Raw genomic sequence first — 13,458 nt, forward strand, 5'->3', positions numbered from 1 at the left:
GCGCTCAGGAGGTAGCAGAGTGGGTGATGACCGGCTCCGACTCCGCGGGGACGGTGCCGGACGGTTGTATCTCCTCGACGGGGTCGCCGTAAACCTCTCCCAGCAGGATGTGCCGGACCAGCACCATCACCAGGGCGAGGATCGGCACGGCCACGACCAGCCCCGCCAACCCGAACAGTTTCCCGATCAGCAGCACGCCTGCGATGGTGAGCACGGGCGGGATGTTGACCTGTCGCTCCATCACGTAGGGCCCCACGAAATTGGCCTCGATGAGATGGACGCCCACGCCCACGGCGGCCACCGCGAAGGCCTTGCCAAGGCCGGACACCCCCAGCGCGAACAGCGCCGGCAGCACCGTCGAGAGCAGGGTGCCGAAGAACGGGACGATCGCCGCCACACCGGCAAAGACTCCGAACGCCAGGAAGTAGGGGACGTCCAGCACCCAGAGACCGAGCGTGGTGAGCAGTCCCAACAGCATCATCGCCACCAGCTGGCCGACCACCCAGGCCCGGAGGGTTATCCCCAGATCGAGCAGGATGGCGCGGGTGAGCACCCGGTGTGAGGGGGGCACCAGTGCGATGATTCCCTCGGTATAGATCGCAGGAGTGCGAGCGAGATAGACCGCCATCACCAGGACGCTCACCGCCTCGATCAGGATCTCGGCTCCCCCCTTGAGATAGGGAACGGCCGCGCCGCGCAGAAACCCAAGGATTTCGTTGAGCGCGCTGGCGAAGAGCGAGGTGCTTCCAGCGCTCGGACTTCGTCCCAGCACGGGAATCCCCCGAATAATCCGGGTGATGCTCTGGTCCAGCTCGGAGAGAAAGGCGGGAAGATTTCCCAGCAGGTCCTGCACCTGCTGGGATACCGCGGGCGCGATGAGCACTACCACGCCGGTGAGGGCGCCGAGACTGAGCACGACCCCCACCAGCAGGCCGGCGGTCGGCGGCACGCCGAATCTGCGGTGGAGGTAATCGGCGATGGCGTTGAGATAGACGGCGAGGATGACCGCCAGAAACAGCACCAGGAGCACGTCGATCGTACGGATCGCCAGCGCCACCAGGGTGGCCGCGAGGATGACCCACCCCAGGGGGAACCCTCGCCGTTGGGGGGTTCCTGCCAGCTGCATCAGCGTCCGGTCCCCTCGTCTCCTTCTTCGACCAACTCGGCGTCGTGCACGTCACCGGCACCCTTGTTGAGCTGCCGCGTCTGCCCGGCGCCGCCGGCCGGGAGCAGACCCATCTTGGCCTTGAGCTCGAGGAGCTGCTGATCGGAGCTGCCCTTGTACTCCAGCACCTCGAACTGCCGGGCCAGCCGGTCGCCCGAGACCTCCTCGTTCAGCTCCGCCGAGGCCAGCGCCTTCCGCTCGGTGGCTTCGATCTTTTCGGCCATCCGCTCAAACGACTCGAAGGCGCTCTTGTCCGACATCCCCGACATGGTCTCCTGGATCCGCTGCTGCGCCTCGGCCCGCTTGGCCCGGGCCACCAGGATGTTCTTCTTCCGCTTGGCCTCTTCGATCTTGTCGTTGAGCTGGCGGAGCGACAGCTTGAGCTGGTCGGTTTCCGCCTTGTGCTTGAGCCAGGTCTCGTGCAGCTGCTGGGCGCCCTGCAGCTGCTCGTTGTAACGCCCCAGCGCCTGCTTGGCCATGTCGTCCCGCCCCTCCTGCACCGCCAGCATGGCCCGGCGCTCCCAGTCCTCCGCCTGCTTCTTCATGTTCTCCGCGTCCGACTGGAGCTTCTTCTCGTCGGCGATCGCGGAAGCCACCTGCTGCTTGGCCTTGGCCAGCTGCGTCTTCATGTCGACGATGAGCTGGGTCAGCATCTTCTCCGGGTTTTCGGCCCGCGAGATGAGGTCGTTGATGTTCGACCGGAGCATGGTCGAGAGACGGTCAAAGATTCCCATGTCGCTTCACCTTTCCCGGTAAGGCGCCAGCGTGGCCAGGTGCGAAGCCAGCGCCAGCGTGATCGAGTCGAAGCTCGCCTCGAACTCGCTGAAATCGAGGTTTTCCAGCTCGAGCGTGTCGGTCAGCACGACATGGTCGCCTTCGACGCCGTAGGACCCGTGCACCAGCTCCCGGGCGTTGTACTCCAGCAGCTGGCGGAAGAGCTCCGAGCGCCGCGGGTCACTGGCGGGCAGCTCCATGACCCGGACCCGGAGGACCACCACCGGAGGCGCGTAGTGCACCACCACCTCGGCCTCGTCCGGCGTGCGGGCGAGCCAGAGGTTGGGTTCGATCTCCGTGACGGTGAGGGCGCCGCCCTCCAGCCGGTCGAGAAACGATTGAATGTCGTCTTTGGTGATCATCGATGGACTCCCCCCGGGAGCTGGTCGTTCGTTTCCTTCCGCGCGAGGAGCCGCTCGGCGAAATCTAACCGCTCCTCCACTTCGGCCAATCGGGTCTTCAACTGGTCGATCTCGCCCAGCAGCTCGGCATCGTGCTCAACCGGCCGCTTCCTGATGCGGTCCGCCAGGGCCGCGCCAACCGGGCCCTTGCCCAACCTCAGCAGCCCCAGCGCCAGGACGATCAGCGGGATGGCTACTCCAGGTCCGAGATCAACCATCGGGTTGCACTCCTCAGCGCTGGTGCCGGCCGCGCTCCCGGCTCACGGTCCATCCCCTCGGTGCAGCTGTCCCGGCGCCTCCGGTGCCCGGGCGAGCATCCGCTCGGTGAAGTCGAGCCGTTCCTCCAGCTCCGCGAGGCGGCCTTGCAGCGCATCGACCTCGCCCAGCCGCTGATGCAGCTGCTCCACTTCGGCCTTCAGGCTGGCGTCGAGGCTGCCCTTCCCCTCCAGCCGCCGGGCGAGCGCGCGCATGAGCGGCCAGAGAATGACCGTGACTGCGATGAGGGCGGCGACGACGATCGGGACGATCAGATCGGGATCGAACGGCATCTGTGGCATCGGGGGTATCGGCGGTATCGGGGTCTGCGCGATCATCCGGGCTTACCCCCTTCCACCTGGCCGTGCTCCCGTTGGGCCAGCAGTCGCTCGGTGAAGTCGACCCGCTCCTGGAGCTCGGCGACGTCGTGCCGGAGGGCGTCCACGTCGGCCAGGAGCTGGGGGTCGGCTGACGCTAGCGCCTGTCCCCGGATGCGCTCGGCCAGCGCCCGACCAACCGGACTGATGGCCAGCAGGAAGAGCGTCGCTCCCCCGAAAATGAAGATGATGGCAAGGATCCCTTCCATATCATTACTTCCCCGGTGCCTGTGGTCAGGCCCTACGGCGGGGTCGCGGCGGATGTTTCACCACGAAACGCGTAGGGCCTGAACAGGACGTCAGAGGGGAGGCGGTCGTCTACTACACCAGCTCTACCGCCTCGATTGCGCCGAGGGACACGGCAATCTCGGTGTCGTCACTGCCGGTCGGACGCAGGTAGACCTCGTGGGCCGTGACGTGGGTGTCCACGCTCATCGGAATACCGACAATTTCGGTGCGGTCGGAGGTCATGATGCGGACCACCTGCTCATGGCCGCCCGCGTAACCCAGCAGGGAGACGATGTCTTCGTACGTCATGCGGACCTCCCATGGAGGGACCTTGAAATGTAGGGCTGATCCCCGGGTCCCGCTACCGACCCACGGCGGCTTGCGCGTCGGCCACCGGCGCCGCGGCCGGATGCAGCAGATGCTGATCGAAGAAGCGGGTAATCAGCGAGAACAGATGGACCGTCGTGTTCTTGCCCTGGCAGACGCAGTGGGTCCGGTTGGGATAGTCCATCATGGTGAACGGCTTGTTCGCGGCCACCAGGGCGTTGATCAGGATCTCGCTGTTCTGGAAGTGCACGTTGTCGTCGCCGCTGCCGTGCACCAGCAGCAGGTCGCCCCGAAGCCCGCTCACGTAGCTGATGGGCGATCCGCGATCGTAGCCGTCCCGGTTGTCGGTGATGAGGCCGTTGAAGCGCTCGGTGTAGACGTTGTCGTACAACGACCAGTTGGTGACCGGTGAGACGGCCACGGCCATCCGATAGATCTCCGGGTGTTGAAACAATTCGTTCAGGCTCATGAAGGCGCCGTAGCTCCAGCCCCAGATGCCGATCCGGCTGGTATCCACGTACGGGCGCTTGGCCAGCGCCTGAGCGGCGGCCGCCTGGTCCCGCGTCTCCGGCACGCCCATCTGGCCGTAGATCGTCTTGCGCCAGGCGCGGCCCAGCGGCTGCGGAGTCCCCCGGTTGTCCACGATGGCCACCAGATAGCCCTTCTGATTGAGCATGGTGTTCCACAGGTAATAGCCGCCCCACTGATCGTCGACCTCGGTGTTTCCGGGACCACCATAGACGAAGAACAGGAGCGGGTACTTCTTGGTCGAGTCGAAGCCGGCCGGCTTCATCAGCACGCCCGGCATCTTCTTGCCGTCCTCGGCCGGCAGGCTGAGCCACTCGACGGTACCTCTCTGGACCCCGGCCAGCCGGTCGCGGAGCCGCTGGTTGTCGACCAGCGTCCGCAGCACCTGATGACCAGGGAGGCGCACCAGCCGGGTGACCGGCGGAGTGCCGAGGCGGGAGTAGGTCTCGATGGCGTAGCGAAAGTTCGGCGCGCGGTCGTATCCATGGGTGCCGGGCTCCCCCGCGGGCGAGAGCCGTTCGGGCGCGCCCTTCCCGTCGAGCCGTGCCCGGAAGAGGTAGCGCTGGGTCGGATTGTCCGGCGAGGCGATGAAGTAGAGCCAGCCGCCTTTGTCGTCCACGCCCTTGATCTCCAGTACATCGAACGCGCCCTTGGTCACCAGCCGGGTGGAGGTACCGTCCCGAGACACCACGTAGACATGATTCCACCCGTCGCGCTCGCTCACCCAGGTGAAGCTCTTTCCGCCGTTGAGCCAGACCACCTCGTTGACGACTTCGACCCAGGTAGAATCGCGCTCTGTCAGGACCGTCCGTACCTGGCCGGTGCGCGCGTCGCCCAGCATCACCTCGTCGGTGTTCTGCAGCCGGTTGAGGCGCTGGAGAAGCACCTGGTCTGAGCTCGCCGCCCAATCCATCCGCGGGATGTAGTGCTCGCGTGGGTCGCCCGCGATCTCGAGCCACCGGGTGGGCCCGCCAGCGGCGCTCACGATGCCGATCCGGGCCGCCGAGTTGGCCTGCCCGACCTTGGGATATTGCACCGGCGTCACCCGGCTGTAGAGCGAATCGGTGTCGTTGATGAGGTCGTAGTTCCGGACCTGGTCTGCGTTGAGCTGCCAGTATGCGACGCTCCGGCCATCCGGGCTCCACCGCCAGCCGTCCGCGTAATTGTTCATCAGCTCTTCTTCGTAGACCCAGTCGAAGGTCCCGTTGATCATGGTGCGCGAGCCATCGGTGGTGAGGGGCGTGATGGTGCCGGTCGCCACATCCTCCACATACAGATTGTTCTCCCGCACGTAGCCTACCCGGCGGCCATCGGGCGAGAACTTGGCGAACATCAGAGTGGACGGCTTCGCCTGCGCGCCGCCGAGCCGGCGGAGCTTGCCGGACTGCCGGTCGAGCACCCAGTAGTCGCCCCGAGTGTTGAGCCGCCACACCGGTTGGGTGTTGGTGAAGACCAGGAGCAGGTTGCCGTCGGGCGACCAGCTGTAGTCCTCCACCTCGAGCGGCACGCTATCGCCGGGTGGCACCAGCGCGCGGCTTGCGACCAGGACCGACCGGGTGCCCTTCTCCACATCGTAGCGGACCAGGTCCTGCCCGTCCCCTCCCGAATCGGGCTCCAGCGTCGTATAGGCGGAGCCTTCCGATAGCCAGCGGGAAGGGCCGAACGGCTGGGTGGCGAACTCCCCCGAGCCGAACACCCGGCCGATGGTCAGGAGACTCGAGTCGGCCTGCTGAGCGACGGCGGCGAGCGGGCAGAGCAGCAGCAGACAGGCGAGCGCGAGGCGCGGGCGACGGATCACGGATGCTCTCGGGTGTGATGTTGGTTGAGAATTGGATCGGCCAGGGCTATCCCTTCGGGGGATCTCATCGGGTCGAGCGCGGAAGCTGTTGGAGATACTTCGTGCCTCGGCGCGCTGTTGTTTCAAGGCGGAAACGTCTGGACTGCGAGGACCGAATGCGCGCCAACTCCATTCTGCCCGGTCGGGGATCGCTCATGATCGCAGTGTGCCTGGGCCTGGCCTGCTCGCCGCGTCATGAGGACCAGACCGCCGGCGAGCGGACGGCTGCTGCCACACCGTCCCCCGGGCAGCCCGCCGACTCCCAGACGGCGCTCGGTGGCGCGAGCAGCGCCAGCGCTTCCGATTCCGCGGCGGAAGCGCCGGCGCCAGCGGCGGCCGCGCCTGTCACGGCCGCGGTCAACAAGAGTGCTCCGGCGGAAAGGAAAGCGGCGTCTTCCGCGAAGAAGCCGTCGGCTCCGGCGCAGCAGCCCGCCGCGCCGGCGGAGCACCCTGGAGCCCCAGCTGACTCCGCGGCTCCAGCCGCCCCGGCACAAGGGGACGAATGGGTCACCTACGATGCCGCCAGCAACACGGTCACCTTCAAGCTCGAGGCCGGACCCTTCTCGTTCAATGGCTTCACCAACGGCGGCGCCACCCTGACGGTCCCGCCCAAGAGTACCGTGGTCATCAACTTCGTGCAGAACGACGGCACGCCCCACAGCGCCGAGGTGGCCTCCGGGGAAGGTCCGCTGCCCAACTCGGGCGTGGATCCGGCGATTCCCCGGGCCTACACCAACAAGGTGGTGGAGGGCCTGCCGCAGGGTGCCAAGGACGTCGTCCGGCTCCAGGCGCCGGAGTCCGGCAGCTATCGGATCATCTGCGGTGTGCCGGGACACGCGCTCTCAGGGATGTGGCTCTGGTTCAAGATCGATCCGGCGGCCAAGACGCCGACCTTCGGAGCGACCAAGAAGTAGCAGCGGCCCGACGCCTGCGCGCGGCGCTCACTAGTCGAGCACCTTGCGCAGGAATTCCCCCGTGTGGCTGCCCGGAACGGCGGCCACTTCCTCGGGCGTTCCGGCCGCCACGACGGTACCCCCACGCTCGCCCCCTTCAGGCCCCAGGTCGATGATCCAATCGGCCGTCTTGATGACGTCGAGATTGTGCTCGATCACCACCACGGTATTGCCCTTGTCCACCAGGCGGTGCAGCACTTCGAGCAGCAAGCGGACGTCCTCGAAGTGCAGACCGGTGGTCGGCTCGTCCAGGATGTAGAGGGTGCGGCCGGTGTCGCGCTTGGCCAGCTCGGTAGCCAGCTTCACCCGCTGCGCCTCGCCGCCGGACAAGGTGGTGGCCGCCTGGCCCAGGTGGATGTAGCCCAGGCCCACGTCGTTCAGCAGCTCGAGCTTTTCTGCGATCCGGCGCTGGCTGGCGAAGAACTCCAGTGCGTCGGCCACGGTCAGGTCCAGCACGTCGGCGATGCTGCGCCCCTTGTAGCGCACCTCGAGCGTCTCCCGGTTGTAGCGCCGGCCCTTGCAGACCTCGCACGGCACGTACACGTCGGGCAGGAAGTGCATCTCGATCTTGACCAGGCCATCGCCCTGGCAGGCCTCGCAGCGCCCTCCCTTGACGTTGAAGGAGAACCGCCCCGGTCCGTACCCCCGCATCTTGGCATCGGGAAGCTGGGTGAAGAGCTCGCGGATCGGGGTGAACAGGCCGGTGTAGGTGGCGGGGTTCGACCGCGGCGTACGGCCGATGGGACTCTGGTCGATGTCGATCACTTTGTCGATCTGGTCCAGCCCCTCGATCCGGGTGTGTGTCCCGGGCACGACCTTGGCGCGATAGAAATGCCGGGCCAGCGCCTGGTACAGAATGTCGGTAACCAGCGAGGACTTTCCCGAGCCCGACACGCCGGTCACCCCGACGAAGAGCCCGAGCGGAATCTCCACCGTGAGGTTCTTCAGGTTGTTGGCGCGCGCCCCCACGATCTTGAGCCGGTGCTTGGCCGGCGCCTCCCGCCGGCCCCGGGGCACCGGCACCCGGAGTTCGCCCCGGAGATAGCGGCCGGTGAGCGATTCGGGATGGCGGACGATCTCCTGCAACGTACCCTCCGCCACCACCTCTCCGCCGAAGCGGCCGGCCCGCGGCCCGAGGTCGATCAGGTGGTCGGCCGACTCGATGGTCTCGGCGTCGTGCTCCACCACGATCACGGTGTTGCCGAGGTCGCGGAGGCCTCGCAGGGTCCCCAGCAGGCGTTCGTTGTCGCGCTGGTGCAGGCCGATGCTGGGCTCATCCAGGATATAGAGCACCCCGACCAGCCGGGAGCCGATCTGGGTGGCCAGCCGGATCCGCTGGGTCTCTCCACCGGAGAGTGAGGTAGCGCCGCGTCCCAGCGTGAGGTAGTCGAGGCCCACGTCCCGGAGGAACCGGAGCCGGTCGATGACCTCCTTGAGGATAGGTCCGGCGATGTCCGCGTCGATCCCCGAGCTCCCGTTGGAGCGGAGCGGGATGGCCTCGAAGAAGTCGATCGCCCGCTCCACCGGCAGGTCCACCACGTCGCCGATGCTCCGCCCATGGATCAGGACCGACAGGCTCTCGGGTCGGAGCCGCTTGCCGCCGCAGGTCTGGCAGGGCTGCTCGATCATGAACTCCTCGAGCGCGGTCCGCACTGCGTCGCTGCTGGACTCGCGATAGCGACGCTCGACGTTCTTGAGGATCCCCTCCCATTCGCTCTCGTACTCGCCACGCCCCCGGGCTCCATCGGTCTGAAAGCGGAACCGTCCTGGCGCTCCATAGAGCAGCGCCTGCCGGGCCGACTCGCTGATCTCGCCCCAGGGCGCATTGAGGTCGAACTTGAACGCCTTGGCGAGGGTCGGGAGGACGACCTTCCGGAGATAGCCGCTGGGCTCCCCCCAGGGAAGGATCACGCCCTCCAGGATGGAGATGCTGGAATCACCCAGCACCAGATCGGCGTTGATCTCGCGCCGGGTGCCGACGCCGTGGCAGTCGGGACAGGCGCCGAACGGCGAGTTGAAGGAGAACTGGCGCGGCTCGAGCTCGGGCAGCGAGAGTCCGCACGCCGGACAGGCGAACCGCTCCGAGAACATCACGGACTCGCGCTCGCCCGCGCGCCCGTAGCGAACCACCTCCACGACCCCGTCGGCCGTCTTGAGCGCGGTCTCGATCGAGTCGTTGAGCCGCGAGCGGTCCTGTGCCCGCACCACCAGCCGGTCCACCACCACGCCGATATCGTGATTCCGCCGGCGCTGGAGCACGGGCACGCTGCCCAGATCGTAGGTTTCTCCATCCACCCGCACCCGGACGAACCCGCGCTTCCGCACGTCTTCCAGCAGCTCGCGAAACTCGCCTTTCCGGCCCCGCACCATCGGCGCGAGAACCTCGATCCGGGTGTCTTCCGGCCAGCCGAGCACGCTGTCGGTGATCTGCGCGGCGCTCTGCCGGGTGACCGGCGTGCCGTCGTTCGGACAGTGGGGGATGCCCACCCGGGCCCAGAGCAGCCGCAGGTAGTCGTAGATCTCGGTGACGGTGCCGACGGTGGACCGGGGATTCTGTCCGGTGGTCTTCTGCTCGATCGAGATGGCGGGCGAGAGGCCCTCGATGGCGTCGACATCGGGCTTCTCCATCAGGCCGAGGAACTGCCGGGCGTACGCCGATAGCGACTCGACGTAGCGGCGCTGTCCCTCCGCGTAGATGGTGTCGAAGGCGAGCGAAGACTTGCCCGAGCCGGAGAGCCCGGTAATCACGGTGAGTCGGTTGCGCGGGATGGCCACCGAGATGTTCTTGAGGTTGTGCTCCCGCGCGCCCCGCACAACGAGAAATTCCTGAGCCATAGCCCCGAAAGCTACCCGAAGCCCGCACCGGGGGTCAACGGGTGCCCGATCGGAAAATGCCGGCAGCGGTCACAGTATCGTCGTGGGTGGGCGATGGGCTCTCTTCCCGTTTCGAAGCTGCGCTTCTAGCATTCGGGCATCTCAATGACATTCTTCTCTGACGGCTCCGCCGATCCCCCGCCGGCCGGAAGCGGTCCCGCCGTGGCCGAGCCGAGCGGTCTTGAGCGGGCGGACGCGCTCGCGCGGGGACCGCTTCCCGGAGCGGCCGTGCCCGTGTATCGTGCGCTGCTCGCCGCGGCGCCCGATCAGCTGGAAGCCCGTCTCCACCTGGCCAGACTGCTGGTGAGTCTCGACGACACCGCGGAGGCCCTGCAGGTCCTCTCCGACGGGCTCACCATGACGCCGGACCAAACTGAGCTTCTAGTGCTGCGGGGCGGGCTCCACGGGCGGCTCCGCCACTACCTGGAAGCCGAGACGGATCTTCGGCGGGCGCTTCGGCTGCATCCGTCGCACGCGCCGGCGCATTTTGAGCTGGCGCTCCTCCTCTGGCGCAAGGGACTCATCGCGGAATCGGCTCATCACTTCCGCCGCTCGCTCGAGTTCCAGCCCGACAATCCGCGGACCCACTACTACCTGGGAGAGGCGCTCAACCAGGCCGGCGATCTCATCGGCGCGCGGACCGCGGTGTCGCGGGCATTGGAGCTGGACCCGGCCGACGCCAAGACCCACCAGTTGCTCGGCCGCATCCTCGATCGGCTCGGCCGCCCGGAAGAGGCTCGCGAGATGTATCGACGCGGGCGTGAGCTCGCCGAGTCGTGATCCGGGTCGTCGTGGATGATCTGGCGGCCCTCGCGGTGGACGCGGTGGTCCGGCCGGCGAACGCGAGCCTCGATCCGGCCACGGCGGCCGCCTCCCGCATCGACGGACTCGCCGGGGACCGGTTCGCGCTCCAGCGCAGAATCAGCATGCCGCTGGAGGCCGGGGCCGCGGTCGTCACCGGGAGCGGTGAGCTCGCGGCGGACTACGTGGTGCACGCCGTCATCCTCGACGGCAACGCGCCGGTGGGCCGGGAGGTGGTCCGCCGGGCGCTGATCTCCGCCTGGCAGCGCGCCAGCGACTGGGGACTCGCCACCTTGGCGGCGCCGCTGATCGGGGCCGGGGCGGGACAGCTCTCGGTGGAGGAGTCCGCGGCGCTGCTGGCCGAGACGTTTCCCCGGCATGGACCGGCGGGCTGCCCGGCGGAGCTGCGCATCGTGGTGGCTGGTGAAGCGGAACGGGAAGTGGTCGAGGCCATCGTACGGAGGATGACGTGATCCGGTTGACCGCGCTCACCAAGCGCTACGGCAAGTTCACCGCGGTGGACGGCCTCGATCTCGATGTCCAGCGGGGCGAGCTCTTCGGGCTGCTGGGGCCCAATGGCGCGGGCAAGACGACGTCGCTCAGGATGATCGCCGGTATTCTCCGGCCCACCAGCGGCACCATCACGGTGGGCGGCATCGATATTCAGACGCGGCCGCTGGAGGCCAAGGCCCGGTTGGGCTACATCCCCGACCGGCCCTTCGTGTACGACAAGCTTACCGGCCGGGAGTTTCTCCGCTTCGCGGCGGCGCTCTACGGCCAGCAGGGGCCGACGATCGAGCGGCGGATCGACGATCTGCTCGAGCTCTTCGAGCTGGCGCCCTGGAAGGACGAGCTGACCGAGGCCTACAGCCACGGCATGCGGCAGAAGCTGATTATTTGCGGCTCGCTGGTGCACCGCCCCGAGGTGATCGTGGTGGACGAGCCGATGGTCGGACTGGATCCCAAGAGCGCCCGGCTGCTCAAGGACCTCTTTCGCCAGTTCGTCGACCGGGGCGGGACGGTCCTCATGAGCACGCATACCATGGAGGTGGCGGAGGTCATGTGCGACCGGATCGCCATCGTATATCGGGGAAAGATCGCCGCGCAGGGCACCATGGCCGAGCTGCGGGAGCAGACCGCGTCGGGACAGACCAGCCTGGAGGACCTCTTCCTCAAGCTCACGGGCGGGCTGCAGGCCCACCAGCTCGACGCCGTGCTCGATGCCTGAGCCCTCCGCGAGACGTCTACCGCCTCAGCCCAGCCTGTGGACCATCCTCACGCCGATCTGGCGCGGGGCGGCGGCCCGTATGCGGCAGGAGCGAAACGCCTCCTGGCCCAAGCTGTTGCTGCTCGGGGTGACCGGGATCGGGTTCTGGTCGGCGCTCTTCGGTGTGGCCTATCGGGTGCTGTACTACACCCGCGGTGTGGCCGACATCGGCGACCTCCTCGCCGCCAAGGTGCTCGGCATCATCCTGCTGGCCTTTCTCTCCATTCTGCTCCTCTCCAACGTGATCACGGCGCTCTCGACCTTCTTCCTGGCCAAGGACCTGGACCTGCTGGTGAGCGCTCCGATCGGCTGGTACCGGCTGTACCTCTGCAAGCTGGGCGAGACCGTGGTGCACTCGTCCTGGATGGTGGCCTTGCTGGCGCTGCCGATCCTCACGGCCTACGGCATGGCCTATCACGGGGGACCACTCTTCCCGCTGGTGGCCCTCGTGGCATTCGTCCCGTTCCTGGTGCTGCCGGCGGCGGTGGGCACCGTGTTCACAGTGCTCCTGGTCAACGTCTTTCCCGCCCGCCGGACCCGCGAGCTGCTCGGCCTGGTGGCCATCAGCGGCCTGGCAGTCGCGGTGCTGCTGCTCCGCTTCATCCGGCCGGAGCAGCTCGCCCGACCGGAGGGATTCCGCAACTTCGTCGATTATCTCGCCGTGCTCCGCACGCCGACCAGTCCCTGGCTGCCCAGCGAGTGGGCGTCGGCGATCCTCATGAACTGGCTCACCCGGGTGGGGGACCCACTGCCGATCATGCGGATCTGGGGCGCCGCGGTGCTGGTGTTGGCGGCCGGGGCGGCGGTGCATCGGGAGCTCTTCTATTCGGGATTCTCGAAGGCACAGGAAGGGGCCGAGCGGAAGGTGCGCCGCCCTCTGCGGGGGCCGCTCTCCTCCGCGCTCCGCTGGTTGCCGCCGATCAAGCGGGAGTTCATCCTCAAGGACCTGCGGCTCTTCTTCCGCGACAACTCCCAGTGGAGCCAGCTGATCCTGCTGGCGGTGCTGCTGCTGGTCTACCTCTTCAACATCAACTCCCTCCCGATCCATTCGGGGGAGCGGGTGCCGTTCGGCCTGGTCACCATCGTCTCCTTCCTCAACATGGGTCTCGCGGGGTTCGTGCTGGCGGCGGTGGCCGCCCGCTTCGTGTTCCCGGGGATCTCGCTCGAGGGGCGTCAGATGTGGCTGCTCCGCTCCAGCCCGCTGGATCCGGAGGCGATGCTCTGGAGCAAGTACTGGATCGGCACCGTGCCGCTGCTGCTGCTCGCGCTGATCATTACCATCTTCACCAACTACCTGCTGCAGGTGAGCCCCTTCATGATGGCGCTGAGCGTCGGCACCATCGTGCTCTACACTCTCGCGGTGAGCGCCATGGCCCTCACCTTCGGGGTGTTCTATCCCCAGTTCGGCACCGCCAACGCCGCTCAGATCCCCACCAGCTTCGGCGGCGTGGTCTACATGATGAGCAGCATGATCCTGCTGGCGACGATCATCATGATCGAGGCGATCCCGGTGACCGCGGTCCTGCGGGCCTGGCAGCGGCATGACGCGGTGGGGATCACGCCGGAGCTGGTCCTGGCGGGAGGGGCGGTGGTGGCGGTCTGCGTGAGCGCGACCCTGGTGCCGCTCCGGATGAGCGCCCGGCGACTGGAACGAATGGAGTGGTAGCCGGG

At 67.4% G+C, this 13,458-nt stretch carries 14 protein-coding genes; 5 read left to right on the forward strand and 9 right to left on the reverse strand.

All coding sequences use genetic code 11. The features are described 5' to 3' along the window. Positions 1–4: 4 nt before the first annotated feature. From VHR41_13825 to VHR41_13860, 8 genes are all read right to left on the reverse strand, one after another. Complete coding sequence (locus VHR41_13825; GenBank protein HEX3235271.1) at positions 5–1,126, reverse strand: AI-2E family transporter; 1,122 nt, start codon at positions 1,124–1,126, stop codon at positions 5–7. Continuing rightward, positions 1,126–1,899, reverse strand: a complete 774-nt coding sequence (locus VHR41_13830) for a PspA/IM30 family protein (GenBank protein HEX3235272.1) — start codon at positions 1,897–1,899, stop codon at positions 1,126–1,128. The genes VHR41_13825 and VHR41_13830 overlap by 1 nt, the downstream gene beginning before the upstream one ends. Before the next feature lie 6 nt (positions 1,900–1,905). Continuing rightward, entirely contained in the window at positions 1,906–2,301 is a 396-nt protein-coding gene (locus tag VHR41_13835; protein ID HEX3235273.1) for a hypothetical protein, read from the reverse strand. After that, complete coding sequence (locus VHR41_13840) at positions 2,298–2,558, reverse strand: hypothetical protein (GenBank protein ID HEX3235274.1); 261 nt, start codon at positions 2,556–2,558, stop codon at positions 2,298–2,300. The genes VHR41_13835 and VHR41_13840 overlap by 4 nt, the downstream gene beginning before the upstream one ends. A 42-nt stretch (positions 2,559–2,600) precedes the next feature. Further along, entirely contained in the window at positions 2,601–2,897 is a 297-nt protein-coding gene (locus VHR41_13845; GenBank protein HEX3235275.1) for a hypothetical protein, read from the reverse strand. Between the two features lie 32 nt (positions 2,898–2,929). Next, positions 2,930–3,181, reverse strand: a complete 252-nt coding sequence (locus VHR41_13850) for a hypothetical protein (protein HEX3235276.1) — start codon at positions 3,179–3,181, stop codon at positions 2,930–2,932. 112 nt (positions 3,182–3,293) lie between these two features. Beyond that, positions 3,294–3,509: a hypothetical protein gene (locus VHR41_13855; protein HEX3235277.1), complete on the reverse strand. Its 216-nt coding sequence runs from the start codon at positions 3,507–3,509 to the stop codon at positions 3,294–3,296. A 52-nt stretch (positions 3,510–3,561) separates the two neighbouring features. After that, the gene (locus VHR41_13860; GenBank protein HEX3235278.1) at positions 3,562–5,853 is read right to left on the reverse strand and encodes a S9 family peptidase; all 2,292 of its coding nucleotides are present in this window, start codon (positions 5,851–5,853) and stop codon (positions 3,562–3,564) included. A gap of 155 nt (positions 5,854–6,008) precedes the next feature. On the opposite strand from VHR41_13860, the gene VHR41_13865 reads away from it, so the two are divergent. Then, a complete protein-coding gene (locus VHR41_13865; GenBank protein HEX3235279.1) occupies positions 6,009–6,806 on the forward strand; it encodes a sulfocyanin-like copper-binding protein in 798 nt (265 codons plus the stop codon). 30 nt (positions 6,807–6,836) lie between these two features. On the opposite strand, the gene uvrA is transcribed toward VHR41_13865, so the two are convergent. Continuing rightward, entirely contained in the window at positions 6,837–9,680 is a 2,844-nt protein-coding gene (gene uvrA / locus VHR41_13870; GenBank protein ID HEX3235280.1) for an excinuclease ABC subunit UvrA, read from the reverse strand. Between the two features lie 144 nt (positions 9,681–9,824). Between uvrA and VHR41_13875 the strand changes: the two genes are divergently transcribed. From VHR41_13875 to VHR41_13890, 4 genes are read left to right on the forward strand one after another with little or no spacing between them, the layout of a single operon-like run. Continuing rightward, the gene (locus tag VHR41_13875) at positions 9,825–10,499 is read left to right on the forward strand and encodes a tetratricopeptide repeat protein (protein HEX3235281.1); all 675 of its coding nucleotides are present in this window, start codon (positions 9,825–9,827) and stop codon (positions 10,497–10,499) included. After that, a complete protein-coding gene (locus VHR41_13880) occupies positions 10,496–10,993 on the forward strand; it encodes a macro domain-containing protein (protein HEX3235282.1) in 498 nt (165 codons plus the stop codon). Before VHR41_13875 ends, VHR41_13880 begins: the two co-directional genes overlap by 4 nt. After that, positions 10,990–11,748 carry an ABC transporter ATP-binding protein gene (locus VHR41_13885; protein ID HEX3235283.1) on the forward strand — a complete coding sequence of 253 codons (759 nt, stop codon included), beginning with the start codon at positions 10,990–10,992 and terminating at the stop codon, positions 11,746–11,748. Before VHR41_13880 ends, VHR41_13885 begins: the two co-directional genes overlap by 4 nt. Beyond that, positions 11,741–13,453, forward strand: a complete 1,713-nt coding sequence (locus tag VHR41_13890) for a hypothetical protein (protein HEX3235284.1) — start codon at positions 11,741–11,743, stop codon at positions 13,451–13,453. The genes VHR41_13885 and VHR41_13890 overlap by 8 nt, the downstream gene beginning before the upstream one ends. The last annotated feature ends 5 nt before the right edge of the window (positions 13,454–13,458 follow it).

It is taken from the genome of Gemmatimonadales bacterium (assembly GCA_036265815.1).
Taxonomy (GTDB): domain Bacteria; phylum Gemmatimonadota; class Gemmatimonadetes; order Gemmatimonadales; family GWC2-71-9; genus CAVVWJ01.